We start from the raw sequence: 24,062 nt of genomic DNA, 5'->3' as shown, positions 1-24,062 counted from the left end.
GGCCGAAAGCCCTCGGGCCGTCGGCGGCAGCCGCCAGGGCCTGTCGTCACCTTCCCGTCTGCCCCGGGCGACGACGGGAAGGTGACAGCCGGTCCTAGAAGACCGACTCGGCCTCGCGGATGCGGTCCGCGGGGACCGTCTTGAGCTGGGTGACGGCCTCGGCGAGCGGCACCATCTCGATGTCCGTGCCGCGCAGCGCCGTCATCCGGCCGAAGTCGCCGCGGTGCGCCGCCTCCACCGCGTGCCAGCCGAAGCGGGTGGCGAGCACCCGGTCGTACGCGGTCGGCGTGCCGCCGCGCTGGACGTGGCCGAGGATGACCGGGCGGGCCTCCTTGCCGAGGCGCTCCTCCAGTTCGACGGCGAGCTGGTTGCCGATGCCCTGGAAGCGCTCGTGACCGAACTGGTCGATCTCGCCCTTCGCGTACTCCATCGAACCGTGGGCCGGGTGGGCGCCCTCGGCGACGCAGATGACGGCGAACTTCTTGCCGCGGGCGAAACGCTCCTCGACCATCTTCACGAGGTCGTCGATCTGGAAGGGCCGCTCGGGGAGGCAGATGCCGTGCGCTCCGCCGGCCATGCCGGACTCCAGGGCGATCCAGCCGGCGTGGCGGCCCATCACCTCGACGACCATCACCCGCTGGTGGGACTCGGCGGTGGTCTTCAGCCGGTCCATGGCCTCGGTGGCGACGCCGACGGCGGTGTCGAAGCCGAAGGTGCGGTCCGTGGAGGAGATGTCGTTGTCGATCGTCTTCGGGACGCCGACGACGGGCATGCCGGCGTCGGAGAGCATCCGGGCGGCGGTCAGGGTGCCTTCGCCGCCGATCGGGATGAGGACGTCGATGCCGTACTCGCGGGCCAGGTCGGTGGCGGACTCGGCGGCCTCGCGCAGCCGGTTCCGCTCCAGCCGCGCGGAGCCGAGGATGGTGCCGCCGCGGGCCAGGATGCCGCTGACCGCGTTGAGGTCGAGGGGCCGGTAGTGGCCGTCGAGGAGGCCCTTGAAGCCGTCCTCGAAGCCGATGACCTCGTCGTCGTGGCCGGTGAGCGCCCGGTGCACGACCGACCGGATCACTGCGTTCAGGCCGGGGCAGTCGCCGCCTGCGGTGAGAACTCCGATGCGCATCGTGCTGTGTCTCCTGCTCGGTCGCGTTCCGTTGTGAGCACCGCAATTCTCACACGCTCGGCCGGAGCGGCGCGCTCGTGGCCGTTCCGCGCGTCCCTCCCGGGGCCTCGCCGGAGGCCTTTCGTCCCGGGGTCCGGGGCCCTTCGTCCGGCGGGCGTCGTAACCATCAGCGGGGGTATTGTCAAGGGGGTAATGCCGCCCTATCGGGGCTTTCTGAGCACAGTCGGTTGACGAGCGTGTCGGCCGCGCGGGGACCGCGAGCGTGCCGCGAGGCCACGCTCCCCCGGTGCTCCGCGAGCCCCCTTCCGCAGCACTGGACAGGAGACCACGGCGTGACGCGCAGCGTGTACGTGACCGGGATCGACCGCGGTGACGGCCGCCAGGTCGTCGAGTTGGGAGTCATGGAGCTCCTCACCCGACAGGTGGACCGGGTGGGGGTGTTCCGGCCGCTGGTGCACGACGGTCCCGACCGGCTCTTCGACCTGCTGCGCGCCCGCTACCGGCTCTCGCAGGACGCCTCGACGGTCTACGGCATGGACTACCACGAGGCCTCGGCCCTCCAGGCCGAGCAGGGCACCGACGAGCTGGTGTCGCTCCTGGTCGACCGCTTCCACGCCGTCGCCCGCGACTACGAGGTCGTCCTCGTCCTCGGCACCGACTTCGCCGCCACCCAGCTCCCCGACGAGCTGGCGCTCAACGCCCGGCTCGCCAACGAGTTCGGCGCCTCCGTCATCCCCGTCGTCGGCGGCAAGGGCCAGCCGGCGGAGTCGGTACGGGCCGAGGCCCGCAACGCCTTCCGGGCGTACGACGGACTCGGCTGCGACGTGCTCGCGATGATCGTCAACCGGGTGGCGGGCGAGGACCGGGAGGCGATCGCCGAGCGGCTCGCCGCCCGGCTGCCCGTGCCCTGCTACGTCCTGCCGGACGAGCCGGCGCTCGCCGCGCCCACCGTCGCCCAGATCACCCACGCGCTCGGCGCCACCGTCGTCCTCGGCGACGACGCCGGGCTCGCGCGCGACGCCCTGGACTTCGTCTTCGGCGGCGCCATGCTGCCGAACTTCCTCAACGCGCTGACCCCGGGCTGCCTCGTCGTGACCCCCGGGGACCGGGCCGACCTGGTGGTCGGCGCGCTCGCCGCGCACTCGGCCGGCACCCCGCCCATCGCCGGCGTGCTGCTCACCCTCGACGAGCGGCCCACCGACGCGATCCTGACCCTGGCGGCCAAGCTCGCGCCCGGCACCCCGGTCGTCTCCGTACCCGGCAACAGCTTCCCGACCGCGACCGAACTCTTCTCCCTCGAAGGCAAGCTGAACGCCGCCACCCCGCGCAAGGCGGAGACCGCCCTCGGCCTCTTCGAGCGGCACGTGGACACCACCGACCTGCTCAAGCGGGTCTCGGTGGCCCGCAGCGGCCGGGTCACCCCGATGATGTTCGAGCACGAGCTCATCGAACAGGCGCGCGCCGACCGGCGCCGGGTGGTGCTCCCCGAGGGCACCGAGGAGCGGGTGCTCCGCGCCGCCGACGTGCTGATCCGCCGCGACGTCTGCGACCTGACCCTGCTCGGCGACGTCGAGGTCATCCGCAAGAAGGCCGCCGACCTGAGCGTGGACCTGGGCGACACGCAGCTGATCGACCCGCAGACCTCGGAGCTGCGCGACTCCTTCGCCGAGAAGTACGCGGCGCTCCGCGCCCACAAGGGCGTCACGGTCGAGCTCGCGTACGACGTCGTCTCGGACGTCAACTACTTCGGCACCCTGATGGTCCAGGAGGGTCTGGCCGACGGCATGGTCTCCGGCTCGGTGCACTCCACGGCCGCGACGATCCGCCCCGCCTTCGAGATCATCAAGACCAAGCCGGACGCCTCGATCGTCTCCTCGGTCTTCTTCATGTGCCTCGCCGACAAGGTCCTCGTGTACGGCGACTGCGCGGTCAACCCGGACCCGAACGCCGAGCAGCTCGCGGACATCGCCGCCCAGTCGGCGGCCACCGCCGCCCGGTTCGGCGTCGACCCGCGGATCGCGATGCTGTCGTACTCGACTGGCACCTCGGGCTCCGGCGCCGACGTGGACAAGGTGCGGGAGGCGACCAAGCTGGTCCGCGAGGCGCACCCGGAGCTGCGGATCGAGGGGCCCATCCAGTACGACGCGGCCGTCGAGCCCTCGGTCGCGGCGACGAAGCTGCCGGACTCGGAGGTGGCGGGGCAGGCGACCGTCCTGATCTTCCCGGACCTCAACACCGGCAACAACACCTACAAGGCCGTGCAGCGTTCGGCCGGCGCCGTGGCCGTCGGCCCGGTGCTCCAGGGTCTGCGCAAGCCCGTGAACGACCTCTCGCGCGGCGCGCTCGTCAGCGACATCGTCAACACGGTCGCCATCACGGCGATCCAGTCCCAGGTCCCCGCCCAGGGTCAGGAGCTCCCCGCATGACCACCCCCTCCCCCACCGTCCCCGCCGCCCCCTCCCGGGTCCTGGTGCTGAACTCCGGCTCCTCGTCGGTGAAGTACCAGCTGCTCGACATGCGTGACGACAGCCGGCTCGCCCAGGGCCTCGTGGAGCGCATCGGCGAGGACACCTCGCGGCTCGTCCACACCCCGCTCCGGGGCGGCGGCGGGGAGAAGCGCGAGAAGAGCGGCCCGATCGCCGACCACGCGGCCGCGCTGAAGGCGGTCGCCGAGGAGCTGGCGGCGGACGGGCTCGGCCTGGACTCCCCCGAGCTGGCCGCCATCGGGCACCGGGTGGTGCACGGCGGGCTGCGGTTCACCGAGCCGACGGTGATCGACGACGAGGTGCTCGCGGAGATCGAGCGCCTCGTGCCGGTGGCGCCGCTGCACAACCCGGCGAACCTCACGGGCATCCGTACGGCGATGGCGCTCCGCCCCGACCTGCCGCAGGTCGCGGTCTTCGACACCGCGTTCCACACGACGATGCCGGAGTCGGCGGCGCGGTACGCGATCGACGTGGAGACCGCCGACGCGCACCGGATCCGCCGGTACGGCTTCCACGGCACCTCGCACGCGTACGTCTCGCGGGAGACGGCGAAGCTGCTCGGCAGGGAGCCGGAGGAGGTGAACGTGATCGTGCTGCACCTGGGCAACGGGGCCTCCGCCTCGGCGGTGAAGGGCGGCCGCTGCGTGGACACCTCGATGGGCCTGACGCCGCTGGAGGGTCTCGTCATGGGCACCCGCTCGGGCGACATCGACCCGGCGGTCACCTTCCACCTCAAGCGGGTGGCGGGCATGTCGGCGGACGAGATCGACGAGCTGCTCAACAAGAGGTCCGGCCTGGTCGGGCTCTGCGGCGACAACGACATGCGGGAGATCCGCCGCCGGATCGACGAGGGCGACGCGCGGGCGGCGCTCGCCTTCGACATCTACATCCACCGCCTGAAGAAGTACATCGGCGCGTACTACGCGGTGCTCGGCCGGGTGGACGCGGTGGCGTTCACGGCAGGGGTCGGGGAGAACGCGGCCCCCGTCCGGGAGGCCGCGATCGCGGGCCTTGAGGAGCTGGGTCTCGCGGTGGACGCGGACCTCAACTCCGTGCGTTCGGACGAGGCCAGGCTGATCTCGCCGGAGTACGCGCGGGTGGCGGTCGCCGTGGTGCCGACGGACGAGGAGCTGGAGATCGCGCGCCAGAGCTACGCGCTCGTTTCGAGCACCGAGGGCTCGAACGAGTGAACGCTTGAGCGCCCCCGCGCCCATTTGTACTTTCCGCCAGTCGGAATATTCCGCAGTGAAACAAACCGATAGGATCCGCCTCATGCGCCGTTCCAAAATCGTCTGCACGCTGGGCCCCGCCGTCGACTCGTATGAGCAGCTGAAGGCTCTCATCGAGGCCGGCATGAACGTGGCCCGATTCAACTTCAGCCACGGATCCCAGGCAGAGCACCAGGAGCGGTACGACCGCGTCCGGCAGGTCTCCGCGGACACCGGGCGTGCCGTCGGCGTCCTCGCCGACCTCCAGGGTCCCAAGATCCGCCTCGAGACCTTCGCCGAGGGCCCCGTCGAGCTGGTGCGCGGTGACGAGTTCACCATCACCACCGAGGACGTCCCCGGCGACAAGTCCATCTGCGGCACCACCTACAAGGGCCTGCCCGGAGACGTCTCCAAGGGCGACCAGGTCCTGATCAACGACGGCAACGTCGAACTGCGGGTCGTCGAGGTCGAGGGCCCCCGGGTCAAGACGATCGTCGTCGAGGGCGGTGTCATCTCCGACCACAAGGGCATCAACCTGCCCGGCGCGGCCGTCAACGTCCCCGCCCTGTCGGAGAAGGACGTCGACGACCTCCGCTTCGCGCTCCGCATGGGCTGCGACATGGTCGCCCTCTCCTTCGTCCGCGACGCCGACGACGTCAAGGACGTCCACAAGGTGATGGACGAGGAGGGCCGCCGGGTCCCCGTCATCGCCAAGGTGGAGAAGCCGCAGGCAGTCGAGAACATGGAGGCCGTCGTCGCGGCCTTCGACGCGGTCATGGTGGCCCGTGGCGACCTCGCCGTCGAGTACCCGCTGGAGCGGGTCCCGATGGTGCAGAAGCGCCTGGTGGAGATGTGCCGCCGTAACGCCAAGCCGGTCATCGTCGCGACCCAGATGATGGAGTCGATGATCACCAACTCCCGTCCGACCCGCGCCGAGGCGAGCGACGTCGCCAACGCGATCCTGGACGGCGCGGACGCGGTCATGCTGTCGGCCGAGTCCTCGGTCGGCGCCTACCCGATCGAGACCGTGAAGACGATGTCGAAGATCGTCACCGCGGCCGAGGAGGAGCTGCTCTCCAAGGGCCTCCAGCCGCTGGTCCCGGGCAAGAAGCCGCGCACCCAGGGCGGCGCCGTCGCCCGCGCGGCCTGCGAGATCGCCGACTTCCTGGGCGGCAAGGCGCTCGTCGCCTTCACCCAGTCCGGCGACACGGCCCGCCGCCTCTCCCGCTACCGCGTCCAGCAGCCGATCCTCGCCTTCACGACGGACGAGAACACCCGCAACCAGCTCACCCTGAGCTGGGGCGTCGAGTCCTTCGTCGTCCCGCACGTGGACAACACCGACGCGATGGTCGACCTGGTCGACGCCGAGCTCCTGAAGCTCCAGCGCCACAACGAGGGCGACACCATGATCATCACCGCCGGCTCGCCCCCCGGCGTCCCCGGCACGACCAACATGGTCCGCGTCCACCACCTCGGCGGCACCGAGCGCGGCTGACGTCCTCCCCGGACACCAGTACGACGGTGGGCCGCACCCCTTTCCAGGGGTGCGGCCCACGGGCACGTGTGCCTGTCGTCCGAGGTCAGTCGAGCTCAGGCCACACGTTGAGACAACCTTCATCGACGACGTCACGGTTGTAACCGAAGCGCTCGCCCAACGCGAGCAGACTTTCCTGTCGTACTGCGCTGATCCTCACGAAGTAGGCCTTCAGCGCGCGCAGGAACAGTCTGAACCCGAGGTCCGCGTCGACCTCGGCGATCACCTTTTCCAGCGGCGCCACGATGTCCGCCAACGGAACCGCGTGAGAAGTCGTCACAGCAGCCTCGGCCAGCATGGGGCCGACACCGCGAACCTGCTCGAGAACGGATTTCGTCAACCCCTCGTCGATCACTGGCTCCGGAAGATCCGGTACCGCAGCGTGATCGCCCTGAGGGACCCGATCGGCACAGAGTTCAGCAATGCGCTCCATCCAGTCCCGTCCGCTCATGCCATGCCGTGTCGGATCGAAGTGCGTGGCCGTCACAGCAAGCCACAGACGGACGATGACATCGTCAGGTAGTGGCGACGCAAGCAGGCGGCGGACGTCCTTCAGCAGCCAGATGCCGTAAGTGCCATCGCGTTCTTCCGCCATCGCCGTGACGAGAGCGGCCGCAGCGGCAGCGTCATCCAGTGGTACATGCGGGTACTGGAACTTGCCGGCGATCCCGCTGAGTCCGAAGTCTTCGTCAAATTCATGACGCGACATCATCATCAACTCTATTCGGGGTAGGAGGTGTAGACGACATACTTTCTCGAGTGCCCCTTGCCGACACACTTGAGCGACATCACCACGGCATTCCCCGTCACCCAGAGTATGCGCTCCCCCGATACCTTCATCGCCGACTATGTTCAGGCAATTGTGAACCACAATATTCCTGGAATAGTCGCCCACGGTGCCGACATAGAAGGTGTGCAGTTCACCGACCGTCAGGTCGTAGACGGTCCGCGGGGAAAGATCACGACGATCGGTGACGGAAGACACCGGAGGCCATCAGCACGCCGGTTTCTGCCGGGAAGCTGTTCCGCGGCGTCGATCGCGTCAGCGATCTTCTTCCCCGGGATGAAGTTGCTCGCAGCCCACAGGCATCCTGAGACGCTTCCCTTGGAGCACTGGACGAAGTCGTCCGTCAGGACAACCTGGTTGTCGAACCGCTGGCTTCCCACCCACGTGGTCGCCGCTTAATTGGCGGCCGTCGGAGCGTCTCCGACGTCGGGGTCCTGGCAGAGGTAGAAGTCGACGGTGACGTTGAACGTCAGCTTGAAATTGACCGTGCAACCGTCGAATCCGATGCCCAGCGTGCAGGGGTTCTGAGGTTGTGGCTCACCGACCTGCTCCATGTTCTGCCTGGTGAATACTCCCCCGATACCCACGCCGTGGGCCGCACCCGGCGAAGCGAGTGCGGCCCACGGTTCGGTGCGGCTCCCGGAGATACGGGATCAGCTGGGCTCGATCGTGTTGCGCAGGTCCTCGACCTTGAGGGTGCCGCCGAACTGGCCGGCCTGCTTGAGCTTCACGTTGGTGAAGAGGATCTCCGGGAGGTTGAGCGGAGGCGGCGACTCGGGCCCGAAGGTGATCGGGATGATGCCGAGGAGGTTGCCCTTCAGCTCCTCCGTGTACATCGTCACCGTGCCGCCGGTGATGGTCGACGTCGAACCCCTCTTGGAACGGACGTGGGCCGTCAGTCCCGGGGAGTGCTCCGTCATCTGGTGCAGGTCCTTGATCCCCACCGAGCTCGCGGTGAACTTCAGGACCTTCTTGATCTTGCCGCCGTACGTCCGCACCTCGACGATGCCGTGGTACTTCAGGCCGCTCAGCGTGAGCACCGAGCTCTCCAGGCGCCACGGCTCGTCCGGGAGCAGCGGGAGGCCGGGCTCCACCTCGGCCGCCGCGAGCGCCGCGTCGTCGCGCTCGGGGCACGGGAAGCGGGGCTTGGCGCCCTCGGGTATGGACTCGTCCTTCTTGGGGTCGAGGCCCTGGGCGCTCTCCGGCAGCTCCTCGACCTTGACGCCGGCCTCCTCGGCCGCCTTCTCTATCGCCGTCTTCGTCTTCTCGGCGGCCGGGTCGGTCGTCGGGTCGGCGGTCGGCTTCGGCGCCGCGGTCGTCGGCTTCGGCGCGGTGGTCGGGTCGTCGGCGGTCGCCGGCTTGGCCGGGGCCTGCGTGGTCGGGGCCGTCGTCGTGGGTGTCGGCTTCGGATCCGGGCCGTCGAACAGGTCCTTCAGGGCGTCGCCCACGCCCAGCGGGTCCAGCGGGTTCTTCGACTTCGTCGGCGTGGGTGTGGCCGTCGGCGTCGGCGTCGCGGTCGGCGCGCCGGCGGTGGCCTTCGCCCGCTCCTGCGTCTGCTGCGTGGTCGCCTGCTGGGTCTCCGTCGCGGTCGGCGTCGGCGTCCCGGTGGCGGTCGGGGTGGCGGTGGCGGTCGGGGTGGCCGTCGCGGAGGGGGTCGCGGTCGCCGACGGGGTCGGCTTCGCGGTCTCGGCCGGCTTCGTCGGCTCCTCGGTCACCGGCTCGTCGGAGCGGGTCACGCACGGGCCGGGCGCGAAGGGGATGTCCTTGTCGTCGGCGAGGGCGATCTTCGGCGTGAGGCCCATGCCCACGAACACCGCGGTCGGCATGGCGGCCAGCGCCATCGCCTTGCCCGCGGGGCCCTGGATCCTGTTCAGCAGCGACTTGCGCGGGGCCGCGTGCCGCGGGCCACCCTTCGCGAGCGCCGACTGAGTCTCGTCACCCCGCACTGTTCCTCCCGCCGTTGGCGTCGATCGTCGTTTCGGTCGCGTGGTGCTCCGCCTCGCGCTGCTCCGGGACACCGGCGGCCCACAGGGCCTCGGTCTCGTCGGCCGTTCCGCGCTCACCGTCGTCCTCGGCGTCGACGGCCTCCTCCACCGGTGGCGCGGGCGCCCAGGCCACGGACATGCCGCCGCCGACGAGGGAGAACAGGAATCCGACGAGGAGACCACCGAAGTTCGACACGGGAATGGAGACCAGCCCCAGCACGATCGTGGCGACACCGGCGAAGACCCGGACGATGGGCTGGAACCACATCGTGAGACCGAGCGTGATGAGCAGGACGCCGATGATCAGGGCGCCTGAACCCGCGGTCGTCTTCATGGCCATGGTGATGTTGCCGAGCCGCAGGTCCCCGTAGGGGAGATAGGCGATCGGCAGTCCACCGATGATGGTGAACAACCCTGCCCAGAAGGGCCGGGTCTGCCGCCAGACCTTGAACCGGTTGTCCTGCTTGGGGACTCCGTGGGAGGCAGGGGTCTCGGCGCTCATGGAAACAGCTCCCTGGAAGCGGTGTTGCTGAGAGGGGTTGAGAAGCGGGGACGCGCCCCGGAGCGGGTGCGGGCCGCGTGAGCGGCCCGCACCCTGAGGGCGGATCAGCCCTTGAAGCACTCCTTCGAAGTGCCCCGGTGCAGCGACAGGTTGAGGTCGGGGAGCTTGAAGGTGGCGGCCGTGGTGGCCCACGCCTTCTGCCTGACGTTGGTCAGGACGACGCTGTCGGCGCGCTGGGCGAAGCCGTGGTCGTTGGCCTCGGTGTTGGGCTGGATGCCCTGCCCACCGGGCTTCTTCGGGAGCGAACCGGCGGCGACACCGATGTCGATCTGCTTGAACTCGGCGTCGGCCTCGAGGTAGGAGACGTCGAGGTACAGTTCCTTCGCGTCGACCCGCCGGTCGAGGTCGGAGGCGCCCGAGGTGCCCGCCTCCAGGCGGAGGGTGATGTCACCCAGACCCGGAACCGGCGTCACGACCGACTGGCACATGTTGGTGATCTTGGCCGTGTCGAAGCCGGAGACCGCGACCGGGGCGCCGAACGGCGTGCCGTCCAGCTTCTTGCCCTTGGCGACACTGCCGTACTGGACGAACTCGGTGCCTTCGAGCTTGTCGGTGGAGACCTTGAACTCCTGGCCGGAGATGGCGAAGGACGCGGCGAGCGCACCCTGGGCCAGGCCGACACCGATCGCGGCCGTCGCGGCCACACTCGGGACCATGACGATGGCGAAACGCTTCCATCTGGTCCCGCCACGAACCTGGGACTTCATGAGAATTCCTCCTTCTCGGACGTACATCTCCGGAAGGGCCGGGGGCCCGTCCTGGGATGGGAGAAGAGCTACGTCCTCGGGAAGGAGAGCGCCGAGGCATACGGCGGCGCGATGCGCGTCCGATTCACCGGCGATCACCCCCGAGCGACAACCATGGGCCGCGCCATTGAACGCGGCCTGCTTGGACAGGCCCCGTTCGGTGAGAGCGGGAACCCCCCTGTCCACGACCGGTGCCGGAACACCGGTCCGCCCGGTGGGGACCCTCGCCGCTTTCCCGGGTGGTTGCCGGGGTGGTGCGGTTCGGACCGGGCGTCGCCGATCGTGGTCCATTCCGGTCGCCCGCACAAGGGGGTTCGTTACTGGCTAGTAACGGGTGGATAACCGCACCATGGCGGGGCGGGATCGAACGGGCACGCTGGGTGCCTTCGCACGGGGTTCTATATCGGCAGATCGCCGGAAGAATGCGGACAGAACCGCAGGTTTGATTTACTGCAAGTAACAGCGGCCGCGATTACCAAGTTTTGGTAAAGCGCGGCCGCCTTTTGTCATCCCGATGCCAAATCGCCGGGCGATCCGGCACCCGCCGGCAAGATCAGAAAAGCACCCGGGCCAGGGCCTGGCGGGCCGCCGTGACGCGCGGGTCGTCGGCGCCGATCACCTCGAAGAGCTCCAGGAGCCGCAGCCGCGCGGCGTCCCGGTCCTCGCCCGCCGTGCGGCGCACGGTCTCCACGAGGCGCCCGAAGGCGTCCTGCACATGACCGCCCGCCAGATCGAGGTCGGCGGCGGCGATCTGCGCCGGGACGTCGGCCGGGCCATCGGCGGCGGCCTTGCGGACGGCGGCCGGATCCAGGTCCTGCACCCGGGCGAGGAGTTCGGCCTGGGCCAGACCGAGCTTGGCCTCCGGGTGGGCCGGGTCGTCGGCGAGGACGTTCTTGTACGCCTGGACGGCGCCCGCCAGGTCACCCGCGTCGAGCGCGGACATGGCCGCTTCGAGGAGCGCGTCGTACGGGCCCACGGGGTGCGCGGCCCGGTCGGCACCGTCACCGGAGCCGTCGGCGTCAGCGTCGACGGCGATGCCGGTGAGGCCGAAGCGCTCCTCGCCGACCTGGATCAGCTGGTCGAGGGTCTCGCGGATCTGGGCCTCGGGCACGGCGCCCTGGAAGAGCGGCAGCGCCTGACCGGCGACCACCGCGAAAACGGCCGGAATTCCCTGGATGCCGAACTGCTGCATCAGCATCTGGTTGGCGTCGACGTCGATCTTCGCGAGCAGGAAGCGGCCGTTGTACTCGACGGCGAGCCGCTCCAGGAGGGGGCCGAGCTGCTTGCACGGCTCACACCACTCGGCCCAGAAGTCGAGGACGACCGGGACCTCGGCGGAGCGCTGGAGCACATCGCGCTCGAAGCCCGCCTCGTCGACGTCGATCACCAGGGCGGAGGGGGGCACGGCGGCGGAGCCACCCTGCCGCGCGACTTCGGCGCGCGTCTGCTCCGCCTTCGCCTTGGCCTCTCCGGCCGCCTTCACCGCGGCGAGGTCGACGACGCCGCTCATGGACATGTTTCGGGGCTGCATGGGTACATCCTCCCCCTTCCGCGCGCGTAACCGGTAAGTCATGGCTGAACCGTGCCGTCCCCAGGCCTCCCGCCGGTGTGCGAGACGTGGGGGCGACACGGTTCTTCGTCTTCGGTCCCCACCGGATCCCCATCCGGCGCGGGTCGTACACCGGGTCCCCACCCGGCACTGCGGTTGTCGCTCAGGCCGCTCAATGCCTTTCGCTACAGGTCGTAGCGTAACTGTCCGGGCGGAGCCGGGGGGAGGGCGCGGGCCGGATCCGTACGGTGAACTGCCTCACACGCCGGGCCCCTGGCGCCCTACCTACCGGCGGGTATGGTCGACGTTCATGTGTAGCCGCACCAACCCCCGCAGCCGTACCGGTCGCCCCCGCTCCACCGAGGCCGACACGGCCATCCTGGAGGCGACCCGCGCGGCCCTGGTCGAGCTGGGCTGGTCCAAGCTCACGATGGGGGACGTCGCCGGCCGGGCGGGGGTCGCGAAGACGACCCTGTACCGCCGCTGGGCCAACAAGAGCGAGCTCGTGGTGGACGCCGTCGCCGTTCTCTTCGACGAACTCGAACTGCCCGACCTGGGTTCCCTGCAGGCCGACATCGAACACGTGGTCCTGCAGTTCGCGGCCCTCCTCGAACGGCCCGAGACCAAGACGGCCCTGATGGCGGTGGTGGCCGAGTCGACGCGCGACGAACCCCTTCGGGAGCGGATACGCGCCTCGATCGTCGACCGGCAGAAGCGGCTCGTCCTGGAGGGCAGGATGCGGGCGCAGCTGCGCGGCGAGCTCCCGGCGGACCGCGACCCGGTCGCGGTGGACGCCACCGACGACCTCATCTTCGACGTGATCGCGGGCGCGGTCGTGCACCGGGCCCTGGTCAGCGCGGAGCCGGTGGACGAGCCGTGGGTGGCCCGCCTCTCGGCCCTCCTGGTGGGCGGCCTGGGCGCGGCGGCGGCGGTCGCGCGATAGGGGCGCGACCCGGGCGCGGAACACGACAGGGGCGGTACGGGAACTCCCGTACCGCCCCTGTCCCGCACGAGGGATCAACCCTCGCTGTCCGTGCGGGGGATCGAGCCTCCCCGTCCGTGCGAGCGATCGACCCTCCCCGTCCGTCCGAGGGCTCGACCACCCCTGTCCGTGCGAGGGGTCAGAAGCCCGGGGGCTCCGTGTAGACGCCCCACTCGTCGCGCAGCGCGTCGCAGATCTCGCCGAGCGTGGCCTCGGCGCGTACGGCCTCCAGCATCGGGACGATCATGTTCGAGCCGTCCCGGGCGGCGGCGAGCATCGCGTCGATGGAGGCGCGGACCTTGGCGTCGTCACGGCGCTCCTTGCGCTCGCCGAGGACGCGGACCTGCTCCCACTCGACCTCGTGGCTGACCCGGAGGATCTCCAGGTCGCCGGTGACGGAGCCGTGGTGGACGTTGACGCCGACGACCCGCTTGTCGCCCTTCTCCAGGGAGCGCTGGTACTGGAAGGCGGACTCGGCGATCTCGCCGGTGAACCAGCCGTCCTCGATCCCGCGCAGGATGCCGGAGGTGATCGGGCCGATCGGGTGCTTGCCGTCGGGGTGGGCGCGGCGGCCGCGCTCCTTGATCTGGTCGAAGATCTTCTCGGCGTCGGCCTCGATGCGGTCGGTGAGCTGCTCGACGTACCAGGAGCCGCCGAGGGGGTCGGCGACGTTGGCGACGCCGGTCTCCTCCATCAGCACCTGCTGGGTGCGGAGCGCGATCTCGGCGGCCTGCTCGCTGGGGAGCGCGAGGGTCTCGTCGAGGGCGTTGGTGTGGAGGGAGTTGGTGCCGCCGAGGACGGCGGAGAGGGCCTCGACCGCGGTGCGGACGACGTTGTTGTAGGGCTGCTGCGCGGTGAGGGAGACACCGGCGGTCTGGGTGTGGAAGCGGAGCCACTGGGCCTTGTCGGTCTTGGCGCCGTACACCTCCTTCATCCAGCGCGCCCAGATCCGGCGGGCGGCGCGGAACTTGGCGATCTCCTCGAAGAAGTCGAGGTGCGCGTCGAAGAAGAAGGAGAGGCCGGGGGCGAAGACGTCGACGTCCATGCCGCGGCTGAGGCCGAGTTCGACGTAGCCGAAGCCGTCGGCGAGGGTGTAGGCGAGCTCCTGCGCGGCCGTCGCCCCGGCCTCGCGGATGTGGTAGCCGGAGACGGAGAGCGGCTTGTAGGCGGGGATGCCCTGCGCGCAGTGCTCCATCAGGTCGCCGATGAGACGCAGATGGGGCTCGGGCTCGAAGAGCCACTCCTTCTGCGCGATGTACTCCTTGAAGATGTCCGTCTGGAGCGTGCCGTTGAGCACGGCGGGGTCGATGCCCTGGCGCTCGGCGGCGACCAGGTACATGCAGAAGACGGGCACGGCCGGGCCGGAGATCGTCATCGAGGTGGTGACGTCGCCGAGCGGGATGTCCTTGAAGAGGACCTCCATGTCGGCGGCGGAGTCGATGGCGACACCGCAGTGGCCGACCTCGCCGAGGGAGCGGGGGTCGTCGGAGTCACGGCCCATGAGCGTGGGCATGTCGAAGGCGACGGAGAGCCCGCCGCCGCCGGCGGCCAGGATCATCTTGTACCGCTCGTTGGTCTGCTCGGCGTTGCCGAAGCCGGCGAACTGGCGGATGGTCCAGGTCCGGCCCCGGTAGCCGGTCGGGTGGAGTCCCCGGGTGTAGGGGTACTCGCCCGGCCAGCCGATGCGCTCGAATCCCTCGTAGGTGTCGCCGGGCCGGGGCCCGTAGACGGGCTCGACGGCGTCGCCGGAGAGCGTGGTGAAGTCCGCGTCCCGCTTGCGGGCCTTGTCGTAACGGGCCTGCCAGCGACGGCGGCCTTCCTCGATGGCGTCAGCGTCCATGCTTCGAATTTACTAGGACGTCCTAGTAAATGTCGATGGCGAACCTCCGCACATGTGTGCGGAGGTGGGGGGTCAGGCCTTGGCCGGCTCCGGCCGCGCGCCGCTGACCAGCGGAAGCGTCTCGGCGGCGATCTTGCGCTCGACGAAGAAAGCGGCGAACGGAATGGTCCCCGACACCAGCACCCACAGGAGCTTGCCGAACGGCCACCGCGCCTTGGAGCCCAGGTCGAAGGCGAAGACCAGGTAGATGATGTACAGGACGCCGTGGGTCTGGGAGACCGCGAAGGTCAGGCTCTCGCCGGTGTCGAAACCGTACTTGGCGACCATGCACGCGCAGAGGATCAGGAGCATGACGGCGGTGATGTACGCCATGACGCGGTAGCGGGTCAGCACGCTGGATTTCATGCCGTCGAGCGTAACGGCACGTTCCGGGCGATCTTCGCGCGGGTCAGCTCTCGTCGAAATCCTCGGCCGCGACCCGCAGCGGGCGCAGCATCGCGAAGATCTCGGCGCACTCCTCCGCGTCGTACGCGCCGAGCCCGAACTCCATCTCCATCAGGTCGCGGGTCGCGGCCTCCACCACCTCGCGGCCCTTCTCGGTGATGGACGCGAGGGTGCCGCGGCCGTCGTTCGGGTTGGGGCGCTTGTCGACGAGACCGGACCTCACCAGCCGGTCCACCGTGTTCGTCACCGAGGTGGGGTGCACCATCAGCCGCTCGCCGATCTTGGACATCGGCAGCTCGCCCGCCTTCGAGAAGGTGAGCAGCACCAGGGCCTCGTACCGCGCGAAGGTCAGTCCGTACGGCTTGACGACGGCGTCGACCTCCGCGAGGAGGATCTGGTGGGCGCGCATGATCGAGGTGATCGCGGCCATCGAGGGGACCGGGCCCCAGCGCTTCTGCCACAGTTCGTCGGCGCGGGCGATGGGGTCGAAGGGGAGACTGAGCGGCTTCGGCACGCGTCGACCTTACCGACTGGTCATATGCCGGTCAGCCCCGTCTCGCCTTTCGGTCGCCCGCACCTCCGCGACCAGTGCCACCACGCCGACCGTGGCGAGGACCCCGGTGCCCGCGACCACCACGTGGACCGGCAGGAACTCGGCGGCGAGCCCCGCGCCCGCCATGCCGACGCCCTGGACGGTCATCATGCCCGCCGTCATCAGGGTCATCGCGCGCCCGCGCTGCTCCTCGGGAACCGCCTCGACGAACCAGGCGTCGAGCCCCAGCGTGTACGCGCCGGCCGCGCCCGCCAGGGCGAGCGCGAGGACCGCGAGGGCGAGGCCGGGCCGGAGCGCGTAGAGGAGGAACGGCAGGAAGCCGGCGAGCAGCAGCGGCTGGACGATCCGCGAGCGGGTGGCCGCGCTCAGCGCGGAGCCGGCGAACAGCTCGCCCGCGATGGTGCCGACCGGCATCGCGCACATCAGGAGCCCGAGCGCGGCCGTGGAGACCCCGATCTCGTCGGCGTACGGAGCGGCCAGCGCCTCCGGCACGACGACGAACAGCGGCGGCACCCAGAAGAGCAGCATCAGGGCCCGGATCCGGCGGTTCCGCAGCACGCCCCAGGTCCCGCCGAGGCCCTGCCGGCCGCCCCCGGCCGCGCGGGCGGGCCGGCGGCGGGTGCCGAGGCGGAGGAGGGCGGCCGAGACCAGGAAGGTGGCGACGGTGAGGGCGAGGGCGCCGCGCGGCGCGACCGCGGTGAGCAGCAGACCGCCGACGCCGAACCCGGCGAGCAGGGCGGTCTGCGAGACGATCCGCAGGAGCGAGCGGCCGAGGACGAAGAGGTCGCCCTCGCCCAGGACGTCGGCCAGGGTCGCCATCCGGGTCCCCTGGAAGACGGGCGCGACGGCGGCGACCGCGCAGCGCAGCACGAGCAGCCCGGCGACGGGGGTGGCGGGCAGCACCATGACGGCGACGCACCCCGCGCAGACCAGGTCGCACACGACGAGCACCCGGCGCGGCGGATACCGGTCGGCGACCCCGGCGAGCAGGGTGCCGCCGACGAGGTACGGCAGGAAGCCGAGGGCGAAGGTGAGCGAGGAGAGCAGCGGGGACCGGGTGAGCTCGTAGACGAGCACGGTGAGCGCGAGTTCGCTGACGACGACCCCGAGCAGCGAGCAGAGGTGCGCGACGAACACCACCCGGAACTCACGGACCCGGAAGACGGCCCGGTAGCCGGGGGCGCGGACGGCCTCGGGCTCGGGCCCGGGGGCCCGGACGGCCTCGGGCTCGGGCCCGCGTGCGGGCACGGGCGCGGTGATCGCCGGCGCGATGACGGGCGCGGCCCCGGCCGACGGACCGAGGCCGGCCGGGGCCCCGGGCGCGGGCTCGGGTCCCGGGTCCGGCGTCGTCGGCGCGGTCGTGAGGCGGTGGTGCTTCGGCATGGGGCGCAGCGTGCCCGCGGGGAGGGGTTCCGCCCTAGACTTTCGGGTCCGGACGAATCTTCCGGAGGGAGGCGGGGCCGTGCCGTACCACCTGCGTTTCGGCGAGGCCGACCCCCTGCGGATCCGGTTCGCGATCTCGCCGCTCTGGGAGACCCACACCGCCGTGCGGGTCCTCGCCCGGCCCCGGCAGCAGGGGTACCACCTGCCGTGGCTGCGGCGGATCGCGGACGCCGCGCGCGGCCTCGACCTGGGGCCGCTGCAGCTGCTGATGCCCCTGCACGGGCACAGCCCGGACTGCCTCTACCCGCCGCCGATCGGGCCGGCCGCCTCGTTCGAGGACGAGATCGCCGCCGTACGGGAGACCCAGCCGGACGTCGCCCTCGACGACTTCCGGCGGGCGCTCGCCGAGACGCCGGGGGCGGCCGCGACGGCGGAGGGGCGGCGGCTGCTCGCCGATCCGGCGGGCGCGGTGGACCGCCTCGCGGATCTGCTGGAGGCCGCCTGGGAGGCGCTGGTCGCGCCCGACTGGCCCCGGCTGCGGGCGCTCCTGGAGGCGGACGTGGCGTACCACTCGCGGCGGCTCGCGGAGGGCGGCCTCGAACGCCTCCTGGCCGAGCTGCACCCGGCCTTCGACTGGGCCGCGGAGACCGCGACGCTCCGGGTCGACTACCACGGTGAGCATGTGCGTCCGTTGGACGGGCAGGGGCTCGTCCTGATGCCGTCGGTGTTCACCTGGCCGGACGTGGTGAGCGGCTTCGATCCGCCGTGGCAGCCGACGGTGGCGTATCCGGCGCGCGGGATCGGCGGGCTGTGGGCCGAGCCGCGGGACCGCGTCCCGGAGGCGCTCGGGCGGCTCCTCGGCCCGGTGCGGGCGGACGTGCTGTGCGCGCTGGCGGAGCCGATGGGGACCACGGCGCTGGCCCACCTCCTCGGCCGGGCGCCCTCCTCCGTCTCCGCGCACCTGTCGGTGCTGCGGGACGCGGGGCTGCTGACCTCGCGCAGGTACGGCCACCAGGTGCTCTACGAGCGGACCCCGCTGGGGATCGCGCTGTCGCAGCCCGGCGCCGGCTGACCGCGGGGCCGGGCCCGGCGGTCGGGGGACGCGAGGGCCCCGGCTCCGACGCGGAGCCGGGGCCCTGGCCGGGATCGGGGCCGTCAGGCGCCGAGGTGGCGTTCGACCGTGTCGACCTTCGAGGTCAGCCCGTCCGTGACGCCCGGCCGGATGTCGGCCTTCATGACCACCGAGACGCGCGGGGCGCGCGCCTCCACGGCGGCCACGGCGCGCTTCACGACGTCCATGACCTCGTCCCAGTCCCCCTCGATCGAGGTGAACATGGCGTCGGTGCGGTTCGGGAGCCCGGACTCGCGGACGATCCTGACGGCGTCGGCGACGTACTCGCCGACCTCCTCCCCCACGCCCAGCGGGGTCACCGAGAACGCGACGATCACGCCTTCACCGCGCTCTCGGCGCGGGCGCGGGAGGCGATGACCGCGTTCTCGGCCTCGGCCTTCAGCTTCCGCTCGGCGTAGAAGCCGCCCAGGGGCAGCACGGAGAGCAGGAAGTAGAGGGCGGCGGTGCCGATGCTCCACCTGGTGCGGTTCCAGGCGTCCAGCCAGAACAGGACGTAGACGACGAAGAGGACTCCGTGGATCGCGCCCATGACCGGCACCGCGTTGAACTCCGTCGTCCGCTTGAGCACCGAGCAGACCAGCAGGAGCAGGAACGAGACGGCTTCCGGCGCGGAGACGAGCCGGAGCCGGTGGAGGGAGGAAGCGGTCTTGAGGTCCACGGAGGGGGTCACCTTCGTTCGATCTTGTGAACGGATGCACAAGGGCCCGTCCATTGTGCACGCCGACTTTGCTGTCTCTTTATCCGGGTCCCCAGTACCTTCAGCGGGTGGCAACGTTCCGACTCCAGGGCAGCAAGGTGCTCGCCGTCTCCATGACCGGCGACGCCGTCAAGGCGAAGAACGGCTCGATGGTCGCCTATGACGGCCAGATGGCGTTCAAGAAGATGAGTGGCGGTGGTGAGGGCCTGCGCGGCATGGTCACCCGCCGGCTCACGGGTGAGCAGATGGAGGTGATGGAGGTACGCGGCCAGGGGACCTGCTGGTTCGCCGACCGGGCCTCCGAGATCAGCCTCGTCTCCCTGCACGGCGACAAGCTGTGGGTCGAGGCGAGCAATCTGCTCTGCACCGACGCGGGGCTGCGCACCGGCACCACCTTCACGGGGATGCGCGGCGGGGCCACCGGCAACGGCCTCTTCACCACGACCGTCGAGGGCACCGGCCAGGCCGCGATCATGTCCGACGGCCCGGCGGTGGTGCTGCGGGTGACCCCTCAGTACCCGCTCCAGGTCGACCCCGGCGCGTACATCGCCCACCAGGGCAACCTCCAGCAGCACTTCCAGTCGGGTGTGACCTTCCGCACCCTCATGGGCGAGGGCGGCGGCGAGGCCTTCCAGATCCGCTTCGAGGGGGACGGCCTCGTGTACGTCCAGCCGAGCGAGCGGAACACGATCGGGGGCGACGTCTGATGCCGTTCCGCGAGATCAACTCGAAGATGGTCGAGGCGACCGTCGTCCCCGGGCAGCGGATGTTCAGCCAGCGGGGCGCGATGCTCGCGTACCGCGGTGACGTCACTTTCACGCCGAACATGGCCGGCGGCCAGGGCGGCGTGATGTCGATGATCGGCCGCCGGGTGGCCGGCGAGGCGACCCCGCTGATGACCGTCGAGGGCAACGGCACGGTGATGTTCGGGCACGGCGGCCACCACATCCAGGTGATCGGCCTGACGGGCGACACCCTGTTCGTGGAGGCCGACCGGCTGCTCGCCTTCGACGGCACCCTGGAGCAGGGCACGATGTTCATGGGTTCGCAGGGCGGGGTCATGGGCATGGTCCGCGGCCAGGTGACCGGCCAGGGCCTCTTCACCACCACCCTGAAGGGTCACGGCGCGGTGGCCGTCATGGCGCACGGCGGGGTCATCGAGCTGCCGATCGCGCCGGGCCGTCCGGTCCACGTCGACCCGCAGGCGTACGTGGCCCACCACGGCGACGTGCGGAACAAGCTCTCCACCGCGCTGGGCTGGCGCGACATGGTGGGGCGCGGCTCGGGCGAGGGTTTCCAGCTGGAGCTGAGCGGCAGCGGCGCGGTGTACGTCCAGGCCTCGGAGGAGAAGCTGTGAGCACCCCGGTGATCCACGATCCGTCGACGCTTCCGTCGGACGACAACGTGAACCCGTACACCTTCTGCGTGGAGCTCAAGGGCTCCCAGTGGTTCCTGCAGAAGGGCAAGATGATCGCCTATTACGGGCGGATCGAGTTCAACGGGATCGGGCACGGGCGGCTCGACCGGCTGGTCCGGACGTCCTTCCACTCGCCGCTGCACGCGAGCGACTGGGTGGTGGCGGAGGGCAGCGGCAAGATGCTGCTGGCGGACCGGGCCTTCGACGTGAACTCGTTCGACCTGGACCAGGGCAACCTGACGATCCGTTCCGGGAACCTGCTCGCCTACCAGCCGACGCTGGCGCTGAAGCAGTCGATCGTGCCGGGGTTCGTGACGCTGATCGGCACGGGCAAGTTCGTGGCGGCCTCGAACGGTCCGGTGGTCTTCATGGAGCCGCCGATGCGGGTGGACCCGCAGGCGCTGGTGGGCTGGGCGGACTGCCCGTCCCCCTGCCACCACTACGACCACGGCTACATGACGGGCGTGATGGGTGGCGTCCGGGCGCTGACGGGCATCGGCGGCACCTCGGGCGAGGAGCACCAGTTCGAGTTCGTGGGGGCGGGTACGGTACTGCTCCAGTCGACGGAGCTGCTGATGGCGGACCGCGCGATCGGGGCGCCTCCGGGGCAGGCGGGCGTGCCGGGCGGCCACGGGGCACCCGGTTCAGGCCAGGGAGTGCCGGGCTCGGTACCGCGCCTTCCCGGCCAGCTCGGGGACCTACAGCGGCGCTTCGGTCTGTGAGCGGTAGTCTGCGGAGTGTGACGCCGTCGAACGCGCGCTCGCAGACTTCGTCAAGTATTCAACTTCTTAGGTAGAATCCATATATGGAGACCGAGACCGCCACCCCGTGGCTCACCGACGGCGAGCAGTGCGCCTGGCGCACGTTCCTGGACGTGCAGAGGATGCTGACGTACCAGCTGGAGAGGGACCTCCAGCCCTTCGGCCTGACGATGAACGACTACGAGATCCTGGTGAACCTCTCGGAGTCGGGGGAGCGGCGGCTGCGCATGAGCGACCTCGCCGCGGCCACCCTCCAGTCGAAGAGCCGGCTCTCCCACCAGATCACCCGCATGGAGAACGCCGGACTCGTCCGGCGCGAGAACTGCGAGTCCGACCGGCGCGGACTGTACGCCGTCCTGACCGACCACGGCATGGAGACCATGCAGAAGGTGGCCCCGCACCACGTCGAGTCGGTGCGCAAGCACTTCATCGACCAGGTCGGCCCGGAGGCGCTCTCCGACCTCCACGAGTCCCTGAAGCCGGTCGCCGAGCAGCTGCGCGGGCGGCGCGGCAAGCCGTAGCCGCGGACCCGTCCGTACGGAGAAGGGCCTCCCCGGTTTCCCGGCGAGGCCCTTCTCCGTACCGTCACGCGGTCACGGCCGCGTCCCGTCGCTCAGTTGCCCGTGATGCTCGCGACCAGCTCGTCCGCGGCCGCGTACGGGTCGAGGGCGCCCGCCACGATCCGCTCCGCGAGCGCGTCCAGGCGCCGGTCGCCGTGCAGGTCGCCGATCCGCTCGCGCAGGGCCGTGACCGCGATGGTCTCGACCTCGCGGGCGGCACGGGCCCGGCGGCGCTCCGCCAGGACCCCGTGCTCCTCCATCCAGGCGCGGTGCTTCTCCAGGGCCTCCACGACCTCGTCGATGCCCTCGCCGCGCGCCGCGACCGTCTTCACGATCGGCGGCCGCCAGTCGCCGGGACCGCGCGCCTCGCCCAGACCCAGCATGTGGTTGAGCTCACGGGCGGTGGCGTCCGCGCCGTCCCGGTCGGCCTTGTTCACCACGTACACGTCGCCGATCTCCAGGATGCCCGCCTTCGCGGCCTGGATCCCGTCGCCCATGCCCGGCGCGAGGAGGACGACGGAGGTGTCGGCCTGGGAGGCGATCTCGACCTCCGACTGCCCGACGCCGACGGTCTCCACGAGGATCACGTCGCAGCCGGCCGCGTCCAGGACGCGGATGGCCTGCGGGGCGGACCAGGCGAGACCGCCCAGGTGTCCGCGGGTGGCCATGGACCGGATGTAGACGCCCGGGTCGGAGGCGTGGTCCGCCATCCGGATCCGGTCGCCGAGGAGCGCCCCGCCGCTGAACGGCGAGGACGGGTCGACGGCCAGGACCCCGACCCGCCGGCCCGCCCGCCGGTAGGCGGAGACCAGCGCGGACGTCGACGTGGACTTGCCGACGCCGGGCGAGCCCGTCAGACCCACCACGTACGCGCCGCCGGTGAGCGGCGCGAGCGCCGCCATCACCTCGCGCAGCTGCGGGGACGCCCCCTCCACGAGCGAGATCAGCCGGGCCACGGCCCGCGGCCTGCCCTCCCGTGCCTGGGTGACCAGAGCGGGGACGTCCACCATGTGCAGAGCTCCTTGCCTGACCTTGCCGAGGTGACTTACTTGCCGGCGACGCGGACGATCAGCGCGTCGCCCTGACCGCCGCCGCCGCAGAGGGCGGCCGCGCCGATGCCGCCGCCGCGCCGCTTGAGCTCCAGGGCCAGGTGCAGCACCACCCGGGCGCCGGACATGCCGATGGGGTGACCGAGCGCGATGGCGCCACCGTTGACGTTCACCTTCTCGGGGGTAACGCCGAGGTCCTTCATTGACTGCACGGCGACCGCGGCGAAGGCCTCGTTGATCTCGATCAGGTCGAGGTCGTCGACGCTCAGGCCGTCCTTCTTGAGGGCGTGCAGGATCGCGTTGGACGGCTGCGACTGGAGCGAGTTGTCGGGGCCGGCCACGTTGCCGTGGGCGCCGATCTCGGCGATCCACTCCAGACCCAGCTCCTCGGCCTTGGCCTTGCTCATCACGACGACGGCGGCGGCGCCGTCGGAGATCTGCGAGGAGGTGCCGGCGGTGATCGTGCCGTCCTTGGCGAAGGCCGGGCGGAGCTTGCCGAGGGACTCGGCGGTGGTCTCGGCGCGGATGCCCTCGTCCTTGGCGAAGATCACCGGGTCGCCCTTGCGCTGCGGGATCTCGACCGGGGTGATCTCGGCCTCGAAGATGCCGTTCTTCTGGGCGGCGGCGGCGCGCTGGTGCGAGAGGGCGGCGATCTCGTCCTGCTCGGGGCGGCGGATGCCCAGGCGGGTGTTGTGCTTCTCGGTGGACTCGCCCATGGCGATGTTCTCGAACGCGTCGGTGAGACCGTCGTACGCCATGGCGTCGAGCATCTCGATGGCGCCGTACTTGAAGCCCTCACGGGACTTCGGCAGCAGGTGCGGGGCGTTGGTCATCGACTCCTGGCCACCGGCGACGACCACGTCGAACTCGCCGGCGCGGATCAGCTGGTCGGCGAGGGCGATGGCGTCGAGACCCGACAGACACACCTTGTTGATGGTGAGGGCGGGGACGTTCATGGGGATGCCGGCCTTGACGGCGGCCTGGCGGGCGGGGATCTGACCGGCACCCGCCTGGAGCACCTGGCCCATGATCACGTACTGCACCTGGTCGCCGCCGATGCCGGCCCGGTCGAGCGCGGCCTTGATCGCGAAGCCGCCGAGCTCGGCGCCCGAGAAGGACTTGAGCGAGCCGAGCAGGCGACCCATGGGCGTACGGGCGCCCGCGACGATCACTGAGGTGGTACCGGTCGTTCCAGACATGAGGCACGGCCCCTAGGGATGAGGAGTGAACGAGGGTTTACCGCCAATGTACTGAGGGGCGCCGCGCC

General features: G+C 70.8%; 23 protein-coding genes. 9 read left to right on the top strand and 14 right to left on the bottom strand.

The annotated features are described in order from the left end of the window. Positions 1–94: 94 nt before the first annotated feature. Positions 95–1,120, bottom strand: coding sequence for an ATP-dependent 6-phosphofructokinase (locus ABT129_RS02845; protein ID WP_351895720.1), 1,026 nt, complete (start codon positions 1,118–1,120; stop codon positions 95–97). Between the two features lie 332 nt (positions 1,121–1,452). On the opposite strand from ABT129_RS02845, the gene pta reads away from it, so the two are divergent. From pta to pyk, 3 genes are all read left to right on the top strand, one after another. Beyond that, entirely contained in the window at positions 1,453–3,546 is a 2,094-nt protein-coding gene (gene pta, locus ABT129_RS02840; protein ID WP_351895717.1) for a phosphate acetyltransferase, read from the top strand. Further along, on the top strand, positions 3,543–4,796 hold the full coding sequence (locus tag ABT129_RS02835) for an acetate kinase (protein WP_351895715.1): 1,254 nt from the start codon (positions 3,543–3,545) through the stop codon (positions 4,794–4,796). Before pta ends, ABT129_RS02835 begins: the two co-directional genes overlap by 4 nt. 82 nt (positions 4,797–4,878) lie before the next feature. Beyond that, entirely contained in the window at positions 4,879–6,309 is a 1,431-nt protein-coding gene (pyk, locus tag ABT129_RS02830; RefSeq protein WP_351895713.1) for a pyruvate kinase, read from the top strand. Positions 6,310–6,394: 85 nt separating this feature from the next. Here the strand turns inward: pyk and ABT129_RS02825 are convergent, their stop codons facing one another. The 5 genes from ABT129_RS02825 to ABT129_RS02805 all read right to left on the bottom strand — a co-directional run bounded on the left by ABT129_RS02825 (position 6,395) and on the right by ABT129_RS02805 (position 11,959). Further along, positions 6,395–7,333, bottom strand: coding sequence for a hypothetical protein (locus tag ABT129_RS02825; RefSeq protein ID WP_351895711.1), 939 nt, complete (start codon positions 7,331–7,333; stop codon positions 6,395–6,397). A gap of 455 nt (positions 7,334–7,788) precedes the next feature. Next, positions 7,789–9,081 (bottom strand): hypothetical protein, encoded by a 1,293-nt coding sequence (locus ABT129_RS02820; protein WP_351895709.1) that lies wholly within the window; start codon positions 9,079–9,081, stop codon positions 7,789–7,791. Then, positions 9,071–9,622 (bottom strand): DUF6114 domain-containing protein, encoded by a 552-nt coding sequence (locus tag ABT129_RS02815; RefSeq protein WP_351895706.1) that lies wholly within the window; start codon positions 9,620–9,622, stop codon positions 9,071–9,073. The genes ABT129_RS02820 and ABT129_RS02815 overlap by 11 nt, the downstream gene beginning before the upstream one ends. A gap of 104 nt (positions 9,623–9,726) precedes the next feature. Next, positions 9,727–10,389, bottom strand: coding sequence for a DUF6230 family protein (locus ABT129_RS02810; RefSeq protein ID WP_351895704.1), 663 nt, complete (start codon positions 10,387–10,389; stop codon positions 9,727–9,729). Between the two features lie 592 nt (positions 10,390–10,981). Continuing rightward, on the bottom strand, positions 10,982–11,959 hold the full coding sequence (locus ABT129_RS02805; protein ID WP_351895702.1) for a tetratricopeptide repeat protein: 978 nt from the start codon (positions 11,957–11,959) through the stop codon (positions 10,982–10,984). 328 nt (positions 11,960–12,287) lie between these two features. On the opposite strand from ABT129_RS02805, the gene ABT129_RS02800 reads away from it, so the two are divergent. Further along, a complete protein-coding gene (locus ABT129_RS02800; RefSeq protein WP_351895699.1) occupies positions 12,288–12,920 on the top strand; it encodes a TetR/AcrR family transcriptional regulator in 633 nt (210 codons plus the stop codon). 178 nt (positions 12,921–13,098) lie between these two features. Here the strand turns inward: ABT129_RS02800 and icmA are convergent, their stop codons facing one another. The 4 genes from icmA to ABT129_RS02780 form a co-directional block, all read right to left on the bottom strand. Beyond that, positions 13,099–14,799 carry a coenzyme B12-dependent isobutyryl-CoA mutase large subunit gene (gene icmA / locus ABT129_RS02795; RefSeq protein ID WP_351895697.1) on the bottom strand — a complete coding sequence of 567 codons (1,701 nt, stop codon included), beginning with the start codon at positions 14,797–14,799 and terminating at the stop codon, positions 13,099–13,101. Between the two features lie 72 nt (positions 14,800–14,871). Beyond that, positions 14,872–15,204 carry a DUF3817 domain-containing protein gene (locus tag ABT129_RS02790; RefSeq protein WP_351895694.1) on the bottom strand — a complete coding sequence of 111 codons (333 nt, stop codon included), beginning with the start codon at positions 15,202–15,204 and terminating at the stop codon, positions 14,872–14,874. Positions 15,205–15,247: 43 nt separating this feature from the next. Beyond that, entirely contained in the window at positions 15,248–15,757 is a 510-nt protein-coding gene (locus tag ABT129_RS02785) for a MarR family winged helix-turn-helix transcriptional regulator (RefSeq protein ID WP_351895692.1), read from the bottom strand. A gap of 9 nt (positions 15,758–15,766) precedes the next feature. After that, positions 15,767–17,179, bottom strand: coding sequence for an MFS transporter (locus ABT129_RS02780; protein ID WP_351895689.1), 1,413 nt, complete (start codon positions 17,177–17,179; stop codon positions 15,767–15,769). 79 nt (positions 17,180–17,258) lie between these two features. Between ABT129_RS02780 and ABT129_RS02775 the strand changes: the two genes are divergently transcribed. After that, the gene (locus ABT129_RS02775) at positions 17,259–18,251 is read left to right on the top strand and encodes an ArsR/SmtB family transcription factor (protein WP_351895687.1); all 993 of its coding nucleotides are present in this window, start codon (positions 17,259–17,261) and stop codon (positions 18,249–18,251) included. A gap of 83 nt (positions 18,252–18,334) precedes the next feature. Here the strand turns inward: ABT129_RS02775 and ABT129_RS02770 are convergent, their stop codons facing one another. Further along, a complete protein-coding gene (locus tag ABT129_RS02770; protein WP_351895685.1) occupies positions 18,335–18,628 on the bottom strand; it encodes an MTH1187 family thiamine-binding protein in 294 nt (97 codons plus the stop codon). Then, a complete protein-coding gene (locus ABT129_RS02765; RefSeq protein WP_351895683.1) occupies positions 18,625–18,969 on the bottom strand; it encodes a DUF3817 domain-containing protein in 345 nt (114 codons plus the stop codon). Before ABT129_RS02765 ends, ABT129_RS02770 begins: the two co-directional genes overlap by 4 nt. A 107-nt stretch (positions 18,970–19,076) precedes the next feature. Between ABT129_RS02765 and ABT129_RS02760 the strand changes: the two genes are divergently transcribed. The 4 genes from ABT129_RS02760 to ABT129_RS02745 all read left to right on the top strand — a co-directional run bounded on the left by ABT129_RS02760 (position 19,077) and on the right by ABT129_RS02745 (position 21,707). After that, positions 19,077–19,715, top strand: coding sequence for an AIM24 family protein (locus tag ABT129_RS02760; RefSeq protein WP_351895681.1), 639 nt, complete (start codon positions 19,077–19,079; stop codon positions 19,713–19,715). Then, on the top strand, positions 19,715–20,365 hold the full coding sequence (locus tag ABT129_RS02755) for an AIM24 family protein (protein ID WP_351895678.1): 651 nt from the start codon (positions 19,715–19,717) through the stop codon (positions 20,363–20,365). Before ABT129_RS02760 ends, ABT129_RS02755 begins: the two co-directional genes overlap by 1 nt. Beyond that, positions 20,362–21,147, top strand: coding sequence for an AIM24 family protein (locus ABT129_RS02750; RefSeq protein WP_351895676.1), 786 nt, complete (start codon positions 20,362–20,364; stop codon positions 21,145–21,147). Before ABT129_RS02755 ends, ABT129_RS02750 begins: the two co-directional genes overlap by 4 nt. Before the next feature lie 83 nt (positions 21,148–21,230). Further along, a complete protein-coding gene (locus ABT129_RS02745; protein ID WP_351895674.1) occupies positions 21,231–21,707 on the top strand; it encodes a MarR family winged helix-turn-helix transcriptional regulator in 477 nt (158 codons plus the stop codon). Positions 21,708–21,799: 92 nt separating this feature from the next. Here ABT129_RS02745 and meaB read toward each other — a convergent pair whose 3' ends face one another. Beyond that, entirely contained in the window at positions 21,800–22,756 is a 957-nt protein-coding gene (gene meaB, locus ABT129_RS02740) for a methylmalonyl Co-A mutase-associated GTPase MeaB (RefSeq protein WP_351895671.1), read from the bottom strand. Between the two features lie 35 nt (positions 22,757–22,791). Next, positions 22,792–23,994 (bottom strand): acetyl-CoA C-acetyltransferase, encoded by a 1,203-nt coding sequence (locus ABT129_RS02735; protein WP_351895669.1) that lies wholly within the window; start codon positions 23,992–23,994, stop codon positions 22,792–22,794. Positions 23,995–24,062: the final 68 nt, after the last annotated feature.

It is taken from the genome of Streptomyces sp. NPDC002057, from assembly GCF_040296665.1.
GTDB lineage: Bacteria > Actinomycetota > Actinomycetes > Streptomycetales > Streptomycetaceae > Streptomyces.
Note: the sequence above shows the minus strand (reverse complement) of the source record. Positions and strands in the feature narration are given on the sequence as shown.

Coding starts and splice junctions, on each gene's coding strand:
- ABT129_RS02745 (WP_351895674.1), top strand. CDS start 21,231: ATGGAGACCGAGACCGCCACCCCGTGGCTCACCGACGGCGAGCAGTGC.
- ABT129_RS02835 (WP_351895715.1), top strand. CDS start 3,543: ATGACCACCCCCTCCCCCACCGTCCCCGCCGCCCCCTCCCGGGTCCTG.
- ABT129_RS02790 (WP_351895694.1), bottom strand. CDS start 15,204: ATGAAATCCAGCGTGCTGACCCGCTACCGCGTCATGGCGTACATCACC.
- pyk (WP_351895713.1), top strand. CDS start 4,879: ATGCGCCGTTCCAAAATCGTCTGCACGCTGGGCCCCGCCGTCGACTCG.
- ABT129_RS02815 (WP_351895706.1), bottom strand. CDS start 9,622: ATGAGCGCCGAGACCCCTGCCTCCCACGGAGTCCCCAAGCAGGACAAC.
- ABT129_RS02780 (WP_351895689.1), bottom strand. CDS start 17,179: ATGCCGAAGCACCACCGCCTCACGACCGCGCCGACGACGCCGGACCCG.
- icmA (WP_351895697.1), bottom strand. CDS start 14,799: ATGGACGCTGACGCCATCGAGGAAGGCCGCCGTCGCTGGCAGGCCCGT.
- meaB (WP_351895671.1), bottom strand. CDS start 22,756: ATGGTGGACGTCCCCGCTCTGGTCACCCAGGCACGGGAGGGCAGGCCG.
- ABT129_RS02845 (WP_351895720.1), bottom strand. CDS start 1,120: ATGCGCATCGGAGTTCTCACCGCAGGCGGCGACTGCCCCGGCCTGAAC.
- ABT129_RS02755 (WP_351895678.1), top strand. CDS start 19,715: ATGCCGTTCCGCGAGATCAACTCGAAGATGGTCGAGGCGACCGTCGTC.
- ABT129_RS02810 (WP_351895704.1), bottom strand. CDS start 10,389: ATGAAGTCCCAGGTTCGTGGCGGGACCAGATGGAAGCGTTTCGCCATC.
- ABT129_RS02805 (WP_351895702.1), bottom strand. CDS start 11,959: ATGCAGCCCCGAAACATGTCCATGAGCGGCGTCGTCGACCTCGCCGCG.
- ABT129_RS02800 (WP_351895699.1), top strand. CDS start 12,288: ATGTGTAGCCGCACCAACCCCCGCAGCCGTACCGGTCGCCCCCGCTCC.
- ABT129_RS02735 (WP_351895669.1), bottom strand. CDS start 23,994: ATGTCTGGAACGACCGGTACCACCTCAGTGATCGTCGCGGGCGCCCGT.